The organism is Allomuricauda ruestringensis DSM 13258 (assembly GCF_000224085.1).
Lineage (GTDB): Bacteria > Bacteroidota > Bacteroidia > Flavobacteriales > Flavobacteriaceae > Flagellimonas > Flagellimonas ruestringensis.
Window position 1 is genome coordinate 2,246,446 of record NC_015945.1, and the last position, 13,886, is coordinate 2,260,331.

Here is a 13,886-nt window from a genome sequence, read left to right on the forward strand (position 1 = left end):
TAATAAAATATTTGCTCTAGAAAGGATAATTGATCCCTATGTTGAAGACGGCTTTCTTGAAGTTGTAACCATCGAACCAGCGATCTGATCCAATTTTAGCGGGATTATAGGTCTTGAAGCCTACATCCAAACGGAAAACGAAATAAGTGAAATCGTATCGAAGCCCAAGGCCGGTACCCAAGGCAATATCCCCTAAAGAAGAGAACCCGCTAAATATGGCACCAGGGTTTGTTTCGTTATCGAATACATTCCAAATATTGCCTGCATCCGCAAAAAGGGCACCCTTTACATCACCTGCAATGGGGAACCTATATTCAAGGTTTAGGGCTAGTTTTAGGTTGGCCTCGTTAAAATCGTTGATGTTGTCCGTGCTGCCAGGTCCAAGCTCGTAAGCGTTCCAGGCGCGGTTGTCGTTGGATCCACCTGCAAAGTAGCTGCGAACAAAGGGCACGTTGTCGGAATTGCCATAGGGAATTGCCAAGCCAGAGAAACTCCGGAAAGCGATTACCTGCCCTCCACCTATGCTCCAATGACGTATATAATCGAACTCTGTTTTTACGTATTGGGAGAAAGGAACACTGAACACAAGGTGCTGTCCGTTGGGGTTTTTGTTGAAAGGTATTGCATTGGTGAGCAATGAGAGCATGGCACCGGCACTTTCGAGTTTTATGCGATACTGATAAAAATCAAGGTCGTTAATACCCGATTTACTGTTTTTGGTATGGGTAAAATTACTGGCAAAAATTAGGTTGTCCTCTGTTAACCTTCTTCGTCTTTCCTCAATGCTATTTACTTCTTGTTTGTCTTCTGGGCTTACTGGGATTGAATCGCTCAAAACATCTTTGGCAAATCGGTTTGCTCCATCTGGTATGCTCAGCCTTGGTTCTTCACCTTCTTCCAGAATGGGGTCAAAATAGGAGGAATATTCAGGGTTGTCCTGAAATTGATCAGCGATATCGTCCAGATTGGAAAAAGTATTTCGGTATACATTATAGAAATTGTTCGTGTTTACATTACGTACAAACTCCACATTCAACAGTTCAATATTATTTTTTAGCCGTTCCGTAGGCGACCAATTATAGGACAATATGGAGTTCAGGGACTGTTTGTCCAATCCAATGTTCCGCTGAAAGTTGGTACCTATGGATAATCGGCTTTGGGGGAGCATGTAATATGGGATTATCTTTTCGGTATTAAACGGTAACCAAATCCGTGGAAACGTTACGTTGATGTCTCCCCCAAGCTCGGAAGTGAATGTTTCATCCGATAGGGATGCATCGCTCAACAAACCAATGGACCCCCTTGCCGAAATATTCAAAGTTTCTGCACCTCCAAAGACATTCCGTGTAATCACCGAGGCACTAAAGGCGGTGCCCACTTGTTGAATGTTGGAGTGGGTGACATCAAAATTTAGGTTTAAAGAGTATTTGGGTTTGGCGGCCAAGTATATGTTGGTTTCCAGTTCCGTTTGTGTGGAATCAGGTATAAACTCAATGTTGGGGTACTTAAAAGTGTTCAGGTTGGTAATCTGCCTATAGGTCCTAATTCTATCCAAATCTCGGTAAACACTATCTTTTTCAAAGAAAATGGCATCGGCCAGTGCTTTGGGGCGGTAGCGGAGCTTGCCACTGTAATAGATGTTGTAATTTTCGTGTTGAATACGCTGTAAAGTATCCATGCCCCCGTTTACATCGTAATCTGCGTAAATGTTGATCTGTTTGTGGCGAGCCACCTTGTATGGCATGTTGGTATCCGTACTATCATTTGAGCTCCTAAATTTTTTAATGTTCAATTGTACATCCATGAGCTGGTCGTCCGCAGCAAGGGTGGTATCCCGTAGAATACTGTAGTTGATGGAGCTTTCCTGGAAATTATATACCCCCGAATTTCTGAACAAGCTTGTTAATCGCTCACGCTCCATGGTAAATTTGTCCAAATCAAATTGTTCACCTTGTCTAACAAAACTTTGCCTAATTGCATTCTGGTATATGGAATCCAACTCTGGTGAGGTAATGTTTTTTTGTATGGTATCCACAATGTAAGGCTTATTCAGGGTGATGCTATATTCAATACTTGCCTTTCTCTTTTTTTTGCTATCCACTATTTGATATTCTCCCGTGTTGTTAAAATACCCTTTGCTATTGTAGTAGGATTCCAATTTTTTGAGAGATTTATTGGTCGCCGAAGTATCGATAATAACAGGGGGTTCGCCAATTCTTTTCAAAAATTCACTATATCCTTTTACCAGAAATGATTCGCTTAACCTGTTTACCTGTTTCACGGAAAGTAAATTGTTCAGTCGTTTTTCCCTTTTTTCTTTTCTGTGCAGCCAATCCTGGAATGAAGAATCTGGGTTTTCCTTGGCAAGGTTATAAAGATTTAATTTTAAAGGGTAACCAAGAACGCTACTATTCGGTTTTTGTGCAATAAGCCCCTTTATTTCACTGTTGGTAACTTTTTCCTCATCGACCAAAATGGTGTTTTTGGTGAGCAATAATTCATCCTCTCCAACCTTTTTTAAGGTATTGCAACCCAAAATGCTAAGCAAAAGCAACAATAATCCTATTTTTGCCCAGTTGCACGTTACACCAAAAGAACCATTCATAGAAGCCAAAAATACACGATTTAGATGGTTACAAAAAACCAAATTAAACTAGTTGTTAGCCTAAAGCAAAAAAAGTACCGATCTCAACATCGACTCTTTGTTGTTGAAGGAGAAAAGGTAGTAACGGAATTGCTGGAAGCAGGAATGGGGCCTTTTAAAGTTTTTGCTGATGATGCTATATTGATGGGGAAATTCAAAGATGCTGAAGTGGTCTCCTCCAAAGTTTTGAAGCAAATGAGCAGCCTGACCCACCCAAATGGTGTGTTGGGCGTTTTTTATATGACCGAATCCCAAAAAGACATTGTTGATGATTGGGTCGTGGTGCTGGATGCCGTTAGGGACCCAGGTAATTTAGGAACCATTATCCGGCTTTGTGATTGGTTTGGGGTAACACAACTGGTATGCTCACAAGATACGGTGGATTGTTACAACCCTAAAGTATTGCAGGCCACCATGGGTTCCATTGCTCGGGTGAACATTGTTTATGTTGATTTGGAAGATTATTTGCGAAAAACAAATCTTCCTGTTTATGGTGCTTACATGGATGGTGAAACCATTTACAAATCTGATTTGGCGGAAAAAGGAGTTTTAGTGATGGGCAACGAAGCCAATGGCATTTCTGACGAAGTGAGTCAATTCATCACCAAAAGAATTTCCATTCCCCAATTTGGTGCGGCCACAGCTGAAAGTTTGAACGTAGCCACGGCAACCGCCATTTTTTTGAATGAAATACGAAGGTAATTTTTTGGAACTTGAACTTGATGTCAGAAGTCAGAAGTCAGAAGTCAGAAGTCAGAAGTCAGAAGTCAGAAGTCAGAAGTCAGAAGTCAGAAGTCAGAAGTCAGAAGTCAGAAGTCAGAAGTCGGGAGTCGGGAGTCCGATGCTCGATGTCGGGAGTTTGATGCTTGAACTTGACTTGAACTTATTGCGTACTGCCATTCCGTTACTGGTTATTTAGTTGTTCCGTTATTGAATTTTGAATCAGGAGTTGGAAGTCAGAAGTCCGAAATCGAGTGCTGTCTTTTGGAATTTGAGGCTTGATTTTTGGAATTTGATTCTTACTATTCAAACGTAAAATTGATGAAGATGCCCCGGGTGCGCATTGTGTTGATGTTCCCAGTCCAAGGACTGTTGGGATCCTCATCCGGAACCAATTCGTCCGTAAGGGCAAAAACACCGCGAATAGATGGTGTAAACTTAAAGTACTCGGTGTAAAAATCAATTCCAAAACCCAATTCATACCCATACACATTTTGCTTCATTCGGAATTGTCCACTACTGTTATCATCTAGGCTATCCTCATTGCTCCCTAAATTGATGGAAGCATACACTCCGCCGACAATAAATGGTTTCCAGTTTCCAATTCTTCGGGTGCTGGCCTTGATCAGTAAAGGGAATCTTATGTAGGTTGAACGCACTTCGCGTAGCGCATCAACCTGGGAGGTAAAGCCTGGGAAACCAAGGGTTCTGGAAGTGTAGAGCAGGCCGGGTTCAAAACGGGCATCCAAAAACTCATTGATCCTAAGTTCTCCAATCAATCCTACATTAAAACCAAAACTTTTGTCCACCAATATATCTTTACCAATATCATCCTTGTATTCAAATTGAAAGTCGTATTGGTTAAACCCCAGATAATACCCCCAGTTCAAAAATTTCTTATCCTCGTTCTGAAGATTTAAAATGGGATCGCCTCCAAATTGGGCAGTGGTGTTTGTTACTACTAGAAGTCCAAAAAGGATAAGGAGATTTTTCATTAATCTATTTTGAAGCGACATAAATGGATGCTACACCCATGGTCTGTGGTTTGTTCTCTACACCTATAAACCCAATTTTCTTCAAAATATTGTTGAAAGCCTCGCCATGGGGGAAAACAGAAGCCGATTCACTTAAATATTTGTAGGCCGACCTGTCCTTGGAAAAAAGTTTGCCTATAGTGGGCAAAACATACTTTGTATATATTTTATATCCTTGTTTAAAAGGGGTTTTGGTAGGAACGGAAGTTTCGAGAACTACAAAATGCCCCTTTGGTTTTAGTACACGATAAATTTCTTCCAGTCCTTTTTCCAAATCTTCAAAATTTCTTACCCCAAAGGCCACGGTGATCGCGTCAAAGGAATTGTCCTCAAAAGGAAGGTTTTCGCTGTCTCCCACCACCATTTCAATGGTATCCTGTAATTTTTTGTTGGATACTTTGGTTTTGCCCACTTCCAACATGCCGGGAGATAGGTCCAGACCAACGATTTTTTTGGCCCCGGTCTTTGCCATGGCAATGGCAAGATCGCCCGTACCGGTGGCGATGTCCAAAATGGAATTGGGCGATTTGTCCTTTAAAAAAGCTACGATGCGCTTACGCCATTTAACATCGGTTCCAAAGGAAATAACACGGTTAAGGCCGTCGTAATTTCCAGATATATTATCGAACATTTGCCTTACCTGGTCCTTTTTGCCAAGCTCGGATTCTTTATAGGGCGTCACCTTTTTTGACATCGCTTAAATTTGCTGGCAAATATACAACTTAGCTTAAGGGAGGAAGACAAAATTATTTATGTAATTTTGCCCTCCAAAGGGATTTATTTTCCGTATTTGGTTAAAAGTATGGAGTTTACGTATAGCATACCATTCCTAGTATTGTTTGCAACGTGCAAACTGAGGTTATTTAAGAACACATCCTATTCTAATCAATGAGAATCATTATTGCAGGTGCTGGTGAAGTTGGATTTCATTTGGCCAAATTATTGTCCTACGAAGCACAGGAAATCACTTTGATTGATACCGATAAGGAAAGACTGTCCTATGCCGATAACCATTTGGATATCCGAGTACTTCGGGGCGATGCCACATCTATCCAAGTATTGCAGGATGCGCAAGTCGATGGCTCCGATCTAGTAATCGCGGTAACAGCATCGGAAACTACCAACTTGACCCTTTGTGTACTTGCAAAGCAATTGGGTTGCAAACGTACCATGGCCAGAATTTCCAATACGGAATTCATGGACAATCGAGATATTATCAAGTTTGAGCAATTGGGAATTGATGAATTGATTTCCCCGGAGCGCTTGGCGGCCACGGAAATTCAGTTAATGCTCAACCAATCCGCCTTTAACGATACCTATCAATTTGAAGAAGGTCTGCTCACCATGTTCGGAGTAATCCTGCCCAAAACCGCACCATTTGTAGGGAAGATGGTAAAAGAGGCAGCCCGAATTTTTCCAGAACTCAATTTTATGCCCATCGCATTACAGCGAAAAGGAACCCAATTTACTTTGATTCCAAGGGGTGATACCGTTTTTAAAGAAGGCGATCAGGTGTATTTTATTACTTCGGATAAAGGAGTGGAAGAGTTGTACAAGCTTTCTGGGATGCAAAAACAGGAAATCAAGAATGTAATGATTCTTGGTGGGAGCAAGGTTGGTTATAAAACAGCAAGGGATCTCTGCAACAAAAAATTCAATGTAAAACTGATCGAAAAGAACAAGGAAAAAGCATTTGATATTGCGGATGAGCTACCGCATGCCCTTGTAATAAACGGAGATGGGCGTAATGTAGAGCTTTTGGAGGAAGAAAACCTGGAATCCATGGACGCCTTTATTGCCGTTACGGGGAATTCCGAGACCAATATAATGTCCTGTTTGGTAGCCAAGAGCAAAAAAATCAAGAAAACCATTGCCTTGGTGGAGAACATGGACTATTTTCAATTGTCCCACTCCATTGGGGTGGATACCCTGATCAATAAGAAGCTCCTTGCCGCCAACAGCATCTTTAGGTATATTCGAAAAGGGGAGGTACTCGCCTTGACCCGTTTGAACAATTTAAATGCCGAAATTTTAGAGTTTGAAGTAAAGGCTACATCTTTGGTGAATGGTGAGTTGATCAGGGAGCTTAATTTCCCTAGAGAGGCAAGCATTGGTGGTGTTATCCGAAACGGAGAGGGAATTATTGCGTTGGGTGATTTTAGGATTGCCCAAGGAGATAAGGTAGTGGTCTGCTGCTTGCCCAAAGCCATACCAAGGATAGAAAAGCTGTTCCTATAATGAAGCTCAATACACGAATCATTATCCATATCTTGGGGCTGTTGTTGCTTTGCAATGGTTCTTTTATGCTTTTAGCGGCAATTGCCAGTGGCATATATAAAGATGGTGCCACCATGGAAATTATGTTGGCAGCCATTGTGACCATGCTTTTTGGTATGATGGCCATGTTCTACACCCGGGGCCATAAAAAGGAAGTCAAAAAGAGGGAAGGGTACATTGTGGTTACCTTCGGATGGATCGTAATGTCCATTTCAGGGATGTTGCCCTATCTTTTTTCCGGAGCAATACCTTCCATTACCGATGCTTTTTTTGAAACCATGTCGGGCTACACCACAACGGGAGCATCAATTTTAGATAATATTGAAGCCCTTCCCAAAGGAATTTTGCTATGGAGAAGTCTTACCCATTGGATCGGGGGAATGGGGATTATTGTACTTGCCATTGCCATTTTACCGCTTTTGGGTATTGGGGGCATGCAATTGTTCGCTGCAGAAGCGCCTGGGCCTGGCGGGGATAAACTTCACCCAAGGATTACCGATACGGCTAAGAGACTTTGGTTGATTTATTTTGGATATACAGTCCTGGAAACTTTGCTGCTAAAGTTTGCTGGAATGTCCTTTTTCGATGCCATCAACCACGCATTGGCCACAATGTCAACAGGAGGGTTTTCTACCAAAAATGCGAGCTTGGCCTTTTGGAACGATCAACCTTTGATTCAATACATTGTTATTCTTTTCATGTTTTTGGCAGGGAGTAATTTTGTACTCAGCTATTTTGCATTGACAGGAAAGGTGCAACGCATCCTAAGGGATGAAGAGTTCAAGTACTACCTTGGTTTTGTGGTGATTTTTACCATTGTGGTTGCCTTGGGTATTTATTTTAGGGCAGATGTGCCTGTATCTGATTTTCACCCTATGGTACTGGGAGAAGTGGAAAGCACCATTAGGCATGGTTTGTTTCAGGTAGTTGCCGTGATTACCACAACAGGTTTTGTTTCTGCGGATTTCACCTCTTGGACCCCATTTTTGACCGTTTTCTTTTTTGGTTTGATGTTCCTCGGAGGTTCTGCGGGTTCAACTGCAGGGGGAATCAAGGTAATGCGCCACTTGTTGATCATTAAAAATGGTATTTTGGAATTTAAGCGGACCTTGCACCCAAATGCTATCATACCTGTTCGGTACAATCAGAAAACGGTTACAGAGCATATTGTTTACAATGTGATAGCTTTTTTTGTACTGTATATGCTGCTCTTTATTATAGGTTCGTTGGTGTTAGGCCTCTTGGGCTTGGACTTTGTATCGGCCGTTGGAGGTTCTGCTTCTTCGCTGGGCAATGTAGGCCCCGCTTTGGGTAGTTTAAACCCGGTCAGCAATTATAACAGCCTTCCTGCGGCTGGTAAATGGTGGTGTAGTTTTTTGATGCTTTTGGGCCGATTGGAGCTGTTCACTGTTCTGATCTTGCTTACCCCATATTTCTGGAAAAAGACCTAATAAAAAACCCCTTGGAGTTTACTCCAAGAGGTTTTTATTGATTTATCGTGAGATGCTGAAACAGGTTCAGCATAGCATCTTAATATATTTTTAAAGCACGGCCTTAATTCGGGCAATGGCTTCTTTCAATTCTTTTTCTGATGCTGCGTAGGATATACGAATGCAATTGGGGTTTCCGAAAGCTTCACCGGTAACCGTGGCCACATTGGCGTGCTCCAACAAATACAGTGAAAAATCTGAAGCATTGTTAATGGTAACACCGTTCAAGGTTTTTCCAAAGAAATCAGAAATATCGGGGAACACATAAAATGCACCCTCGGGCACGTTGAGGTTAAACCCTTCTATTTCTCCCAAAAGCCCAAGTACAAGATCCCTTCTTTCATGGAACTTATCGATCATAAACTGGATTTTGCTCACGGGAGCCTCCAATGCGGTGATTACGGCACGCTGAGCAATGGCATTTGCTCCGCTGGTCACCTGTCCTTGCAATTTGGTGCAACCTTTGGCAATCCATTCCGGTGCACCGATATAACCGATACGCCATCCCGTCATGGCAAATGCCTTGGATACCCCATTCACGGTAACGGTTCTGTCATACATACCATCAATACCGGCGATACTTGTGTGTCCGCCATCGGTAAAATTGATATGTTCGTAGATTTCATCCGATACTACATAAATATCGGGATGTTTTTTTAGTACCTCTGCCAAACCTTCCAACTCTTCTTTGCTGTACACGGAACCGCTAGGGTTACATGGTGAGCTAAACCAAATCATACGGGTTTTTGGGGTTATGGCAGCCTCCAATTGTGCTGGAGTCATTTTAAAATCGGTATCAATCTGTGTGGTGACCTCTACCGGAACACCCTCGGCCAATTTTACGATGTCGCTGTAACTTACCCAATACGGAGCGGGAAGAATTACTTCATCACCAGGGTTAAGAACCACCATGGCCACATTAAAGAGCGATTGCTTCGCTCCCGTGGATACCACAATTTGGTTCAAACCATAGTCAAGGTTGTTATCTCTTTTGAATTTATTTGAAATCGCGGCTTTTAGCTCTGCATACCCATCAACAGGGGTGTAGCTGCTATAATTCTCGTCGATGGCCTGCTTTGCGGCATCTTTTATAAAATCAGGGATGTTGAAGTCGGGTTCCCCCAAGCTCAAACCTATAATATCCTTTCCTTCATTTCGTAATTCCCGCGCTTTGGCAGCCATGGCCAAAGTTGCTGACGTGGACATGTTCTTGATCCTGTCAGATAAATGGTTGCTCATTGATACTTCGTTTTTACTGATATTGAAGCGTTGGTTTTTTACCTAGCTCCTTTAAGTGTTTGAAGTGCGAAATTATAGCTTTTCTGGTAGTTTTATATTCGTGATAAGGCAAATTGAACTCCTGAGCAGTCTGTTTCACAATTTTGGAAATATTTGTGTAATGTATATGGCTGATGTTAGGGAAGATATGATGTTCCACCTGATGGTTCAATCCCCCGGTAAACCAGTTTACGATTCTGTTTTTAGTACCAAAATTCACAGTGGTGAACAATTGGTGAATGGCCCAAGTGTTCTTCATGTTTCCTTCCTCATCTGGCAAGGGGGTTTCTGCATGGTCCACAATGTGTGCCAATTGGAAAACCACACTCAGGATCACTCCTGCAACGTAGTGCATAATAAAGAACCCAAGCAATACTTGCCACCAGGCAATGTCAACAAAAATCAACGGGAGAACAATCCAAATGGTTATATAGATTACTTTTGTTATAACCAATGTACTCCAGTTAATTACGGGATTAGGTAGCTTTCCGTAGCTCAATTTCCTCTTCATATAACGGTACATCTGCTGGAAATCCGTGGTTATTGCCCAATTAAAGGTCAATAGGCCATATAGTAAAATGGAATAGTAATGTTGAAATTTATGATGCTTTCTCCACTCGGCATGTTTGGAGAACCTTAAGATTCTTCCAGCTTCCATGTCCTCGTCATGTTCGTGTATGTTTGTGTACGTATGGTGCAGTACATTGTGCTGAACTTGCCAGTTGTAAACATTACCGGCCAAAATGTAAATACTGCTTCCCATGAGTTTGTTTACCCATTTTTTATTGGAGTAAGCACCGTGATTTCCATCGTGCATTACGTTCATTCCAACGCCGGCCATTCCAACACCCATAGTGATGGAAAGTAGAAGATAGCCCCAGAAAGGCAGGTTTAAGGTTAATATTAAAAAGTAGGGGGTCAAAAAAATGGCAAACATCACAATGGTTTTCAAGTGAAGTTTCCAGTTTCCGGTTTTCTTGAGGTTATTTTCTTTGAAGTATTCATTAACTCTCTTGTTCAGCGTTCTGAAAAATTGTGCTGAATCTCTTCTTGAAAACCGGATGGTATTCTTATCCATAAAAAAAATTTTTACAAAGGTAACTAAAATGCTTCTTTAGAGTCACAACGTTTTGTTAGAACGGTGTTAAGGTCTATAAAAGTATTAATTTTGACAAAAATAACGTTTGGAACATGAAAGCGGAACTCATCTTTAAATATTTTACGACACTCAACGACGAGCAAAAGCAACAGTTCATAAAGTTGGAGGCGTTGTACCAAGACTGGAACCAGAAAATCAATGTGGTTTCCAGAAAGGATATAGATGAGCTCTATTTGCGCCATGTTCTTCATTCTGTAGGTATAGCAAAGGTTCAAGTGTTTAACGAAGGAGCCCAAATCTTGGATGTGGGAACGGGCGGAGGCTTTCCGGGCATTCCCTTGGCCATCTTATTTCCAAACGTAAAATTTACCCTTGTTGATGCAATCGGTAAAAAAATAAAAGTTGTTAATGAGGTGGTGGAAGGACTCGGATTGAAGAATGTTGAAACCCATCACTCCCGTGTGGAGGAAATTCCCGGACAATATGATTTTATTGTAAGCAGGGCAGTGGCTGCGATGCCAACATTTGTGCACTGGACCAAGGGAAAAATTAAGAAGGATTCAGCACACCAGCGAAAAAATGGCATACTTTACCTTAAAGGCGGAGACCTTACGGAAGAGTTGAAGGGTTACGGGACCGTTCAAGTATTTGATTTAAACGAGTATTTCGAAGAGGATTTCTTTGAGACCAAAAAAGTAGTGTACTTGCCCCAGAAGTTTAAGCCAGTATAGCTTTAATAGTTTTACTTGGTGCTTAATACTAAATCCCAAAAGCGGATGTCCTTTTTTAGAGGGTCAAATATTTCCTCGTCTCGAATCATGTTTTTTTTGGAGCCATCAAGTTCAATGGCTTTGGTTATGCTTGAAAGTGATTCTTCATACTCTTTTTTGCCCATGTGCACGAGTGCTTTTAAGTACCACAAATAATAATATGTATTGTTTAACCTTATGGCAATGTTCAGTTGCTCGGTCATTTGAACAGTTTCTCCTTTTGTATAAAATAGCCAGCTTTTTAACCCCGTTAAGATTGCTTTTTGCTCTTTGGAGCTTACTTTTTTTAAGGCAAGGTCCAATTCGTGATGTGCCTCTTCAATTTTATTGTCAAAGCACAGACTTATGCATTGCCATTGGGTAACCTCCAACCATCGGGGAGTATTGAGTTCAAGGGCTTTTTTAAAGGCTTCTGCGGATTTACCATATTTTTTTAAATGATAAAAATTGCTGCCAAGTTTAATCCAATGTGCTGCAGATGTGGGTTCATTTTCAATTTTTTCTTCACTGGATTTTACAGCAGCCTTGAATTTTTCTTTCATGTAGGAGCTATTGTTGTAATTGGTGTTATATTCTAAATTGACTTTGTTGCTTTCAAAATACAATAGGCTTAGTTGCTCTTCAATGGTTTTAAGAGTTGTTTTCAAGGTCTTGGGTTTTTCTTTGGCGAGCATTCGAAGTGTTTTAAGAGCGTCGATTTTCTTTGCCCTGATTTTTGCATGTTTTGAAAGAATGCCCAATAACCGTATAAACGATGCTTCTGCCAACGGAATATTGTTTTCTGCCATATATATTTTTCCCAAATAGTAGTGGGCTTCCGGCAGTGCCTTGTTGATATTTAATGCAGTCTGGAACTGTTCTTTGCTTAGAGGGAGGTTTGATTTGTAAAAAAGGATTTCCCCATAAGAAATAAGTGCCTCCACGTTCTCTGGATTGTATTGGAGGGATTTGATTAGCCTTGTTATCGAACTTTGGTACGCATCTTTGTCGGTTTTTAGAAGTTCAATCTTTAAGTTGTCTTCTCTTCCATAGGTGTGGAATTCACTGGAAATCATTTTTTTTAATTCAATGTTGTTTGGGTTTTTCCGAACTATTTCTTCATAAGTTTTAAGTTTTGATTCCAAAAAATCATCATTGCACCAGTAGCGTCTGTAGTTTGCCCTGCCATTTTGTACCTGAAAGTGGTCTACCCAATTTTCGTACATCTCATTGGTCAATATTTCTATGTCTTCTACATAATTTCCTAACCAATAAATAGTTTGGGACAGATACTTCATGTCGCCAAACCATTTTTCAGCTGTATAATTGATTTCAATATAGGTACAGTCTTTATCAAGGTTTCGCGATTGGTGAAAATTACTCCTGCTATTAAGAATTCTTACGACTCTACCCATTGGGGGCGAGAGCAGCCGTAGTCTTTTTATGATGACTTGGCTATACTCAGGTTTAATTTTCATTAAAATACTGTGCCGGTCATGGTTTGATTTGAAAAAAACATCATTCCTTACTTCCTTTGTTTTTATGTACAAGAGTTTGGTGCACTGTAGTTCCTCTTCAAAACAATTCTGAAAGTAGGTTTTGGGGTCAAAATCATTGTCAAATATATTGGTTTCGTTCGGTGTTGAATATCTATTGGCGGCGTGAATAGGTCTGCTATCCATATAGCTGAGGTATACATCGGCAGTGCCCTGTTCGTTCTTGGCAAACCCCATAGCTATTTTTAAATACTGAAGTTCAGTGCAAGCAAAGGTCTCCAAACTATTTAAAATCCGTTTGGCCTTATGTATTTCGTTTTGCTCTAACAGTACAATAAGGTAAATGTGGTAATGAAGATAGGTTTCGGTGAGTTCTTTGGTATTTTGGGTAGGATAGAAATAGAAATAATCATCCAATGTGCTGATTACCTTTGTAGGGTTGTCCTTTTCCAAGTGAAAAATGGCAAGCTGCAAAGAAATATATGTGTCCAATAAACGATTGCTTGAGGATACGGCGAATGCTTTGGTGTATGCCCCAAGTGCAATTTTATATTCATCAATAGCTGCGTAGAGCTCTGCTTCTACACAATAAATCCATGCATCTTTTAGGCTTTCAATAGTTGCTAAACAATCTTTTAATGCTGTTTTGTAATTGGACGCCTTGGAATATTTGAAGATGTATTCAAAACAATGTTGAATGGTATCGTTCCCAGAGTCTTTGTTGGACCTATCTAAATTGTTTTTCATTATTGCTACAACTGTTGAGTTTGTGCAATAGGAGTCTATTAAGATAAATAGGAGGTTGTTCCTGATGCTGGATTATATTCCAAAGATAAGAGAATAAGGTGAAATTAGGATGTAAGGTGTTATGTTAATGAATCTTAGCTAAAAGTGCTAATTCATTAGTTCGTAAAGAGGAGGTCGATAATGAAATTTGTTTTCACAAGAATTGAAATCAAATACTGTACATCCTTTTATATACCAATCTGCATTTGCGGGCATAATCCTTGGCATATTGCCATAATTGCTCATACTTTTTAATCGCCAATTTCACCCATGCATTGATTCTAACTGTCATAACTAACTGATTTAGTATTAT

Annotated in this window: 11 protein-coding genes; 4 read left to right on the forward strand and 7 right to left on the reverse strand. The window is 40.7% G+C overall.

The features are described 5' to 3' along the window. Positions 1-16: 16 nt before the first annotated feature. Positions 17-2,605, reverse strand: coding sequence for a translocation and assembly module lipoprotein TamL (tamL, locus tag MURRU_RS10075; protein ID WP_014033361.1), 2,589 nt, complete (start codon positions 2,603-2,605; stop codon positions 17-19). A 24-nt stretch (positions 2,606-2,629) separates the two neighbouring features. Between tamL and MURRU_RS10080 the strand changes: the two genes are divergently transcribed. Beyond that, positions 2,630-3,346 carry a TrmH family RNA methyltransferase gene (locus MURRU_RS10080; RefSeq protein WP_014033362.1) on the forward strand — a complete coding sequence of 239 codons (717 nt, stop codon included), beginning with the start codon at positions 2,630-2,632 and terminating at the stop codon, positions 3,344-3,346. Positions 3,347-3,666: 320 nt separating this feature from the next. On the opposite strand, the gene porT is transcribed toward MURRU_RS10080, so the two are convergent. After that, complete coding sequence (porT, locus tag MURRU_RS10090) at positions 3,667-4,359, reverse strand: type IX secretion/gliding motility protein PorT/SprT (protein ID WP_014033363.1); 693 nt, start codon at positions 4,357-4,359, stop codon at positions 3,667-3,669. Between the two features lie 4 nt (positions 4,360-4,363). Continuing rightward, positions 4,364-5,092 carry a bifunctional demethylmenaquinone methyltransferase/2-methoxy-6-polyprenyl-1,4-benzoquinol methylase UbiE gene (gene ubiE / locus MURRU_RS10095; protein ID WP_014033364.1) on the reverse strand — a complete coding sequence of 243 codons (729 nt, stop codon included), beginning with the start codon at positions 5,090-5,092 and terminating at the stop codon, positions 4,364-4,366. A gap of 194 nt (positions 5,093-5,286) precedes the next feature. On the opposite strand from ubiE, the gene trkA reads away from it, so the two are divergent. Then, complete coding sequence (gene trkA / locus MURRU_RS10100; protein ID WP_014033365.1) at positions 5,287-6,636, forward strand: Trk system potassium transporter TrkA; 1,350 nt, start codon at positions 5,287-5,289, stop codon at positions 6,634-6,636. Further along, positions 6,636-8,126: a TrkH family potassium uptake protein gene (locus MURRU_RS10105; RefSeq protein ID WP_014033366.1), complete on the forward strand. Its 1,491-nt coding sequence runs from the start codon at positions 6,636-6,638 to the stop codon at positions 8,124-8,126. The genes trkA and MURRU_RS10105 overlap by 1 nt, the downstream gene beginning before the upstream one ends. Positions 8,127-8,216: 90 nt before the next feature. Here the strand turns inward: MURRU_RS10105 and MURRU_RS10110 are convergent, their stop codons facing one another. Both MURRU_RS10110 and MURRU_RS10115 read right to left on the reverse strand, forming a co-directional pair. Then, complete coding sequence (locus MURRU_RS10110; RefSeq protein WP_014033367.1) at positions 8,217-9,404, reverse strand: pyridoxal phosphate-dependent aminotransferase; 1,188 nt, start codon at positions 9,402-9,404, stop codon at positions 8,217-8,219. A gap of 13 nt (positions 9,405-9,417) precedes the next feature. Then, positions 9,418-10,521 carry a fatty acid desaturase family protein gene (locus MURRU_RS10115; RefSeq protein ID WP_014033368.1) on the reverse strand — a complete coding sequence of 368 codons (1,104 nt, stop codon included), beginning with the start codon at positions 10,519-10,521 and terminating at the stop codon, positions 9,418-9,420. A 113-nt stretch (positions 10,522-10,634) separates the two neighbouring features. On the opposite strand from MURRU_RS10115, the gene rsmG reads away from it, so the two are divergent. Beyond that, positions 10,635-11,273 carry a 16S rRNA (guanine(527)-N(7))-methyltransferase RsmG gene (gene rsmG, locus MURRU_RS10120; protein ID WP_014033369.1) on the forward strand — a complete coding sequence of 213 codons (639 nt, stop codon included), beginning with the start codon at positions 10,635-10,637 and terminating at the stop codon, positions 11,271-11,273. Between the two features lie 11 nt (positions 11,274-11,284). Here rsmG and MURRU_RS10125 read toward each other — a convergent pair whose 3' ends face one another. Further along, on the reverse strand, positions 11,285-13,534 hold the full coding sequence (locus tag MURRU_RS10125; RefSeq protein WP_014033370.1) for a TPR end-of-group domain-containing protein: 2,250 nt from the start codon (positions 13,532-13,534) through the stop codon (positions 11,285-11,287). Between the two features lie 208 nt (positions 13,535-13,742). Further along, a complete protein-coding gene (locus MURRU_RS18150; RefSeq protein WP_014033371.1) occupies positions 13,743-13,865 on the reverse strand; it encodes a hypothetical protein in 123 nt (40 codons plus the stop codon). Positions 13,866-13,886 lie beyond the last annotated feature (21 nt).

Bases quoted from the DNA above. Each gene is read 5' to 3' on its own strand.
- tamL (WP_014033361.1), bottom strand. From the start codon at position 2,605: ATGAATGGTTCTTTTGGTGTAACGTGCAACTGGGCAAAAATAGGATTA.
- MURRU_RS10080 (WP_014033362.1), top strand. From the start codon at position 2,630: ATGGTTACAAAAAACCAAATTAAACTAGTTGTTAGCCTAAAGCAAAAA.
- porT (WP_014033363.1), bottom strand. From the start codon at position 4,359: ATGAAAAATCTCCTTATCCTTTTTGGACTTCTAGTAGTAACAAACACC.
- ubiE (WP_014033364.1), bottom strand. From the start codon at position 5,092: ATGTCAAAAAAGGTGACGCCCTATAAAGAATCCGAGCTTGGCAAAAAG.
- trkA (WP_014033365.1), top strand. From the start codon at position 5,287: ATGAGAATCATTATTGCAGGTGCTGGTGAAGTTGGATTTCATTTGGCC.
- MURRU_RS10105 (WP_014033366.1), top strand. From the start codon at position 6,636: ATGAAGCTCAATACACGAATCATTATCCATATCTTGGGGCTGTTGTTG.
- MURRU_RS10110 (WP_014033367.1), bottom strand. From the start codon at position 9,404: ATGAGCAACCATTTATCTGACAGGATCAAGAACATGTCCACGTCAGCA.
- MURRU_RS10115 (WP_014033368.1), bottom strand. From the start codon at position 10,521: ATGGATAAGAATACCATCCGGTTTTCAAGAAGAGATTCAGCACAATTT.
- rsmG (WP_014033369.1), top strand. From the start codon at position 10,635: ATGAAAGCGGAACTCATCTTTAAATATTTTACGACACTCAACGACGAG.
- MURRU_RS10125 (WP_014033370.1), bottom strand. From the start codon at position 13,534: ATGAAAAACAATTTAGATAGGTCCAACAAAGACTCTGGGAACGATACC.
- MURRU_RS18150 (WP_014033371.1), bottom strand. From the start codon at position 13,865: ATGACAGTTAGAATCAATGCATGGGTGAAATTGGCGATTAAAAAGTAT.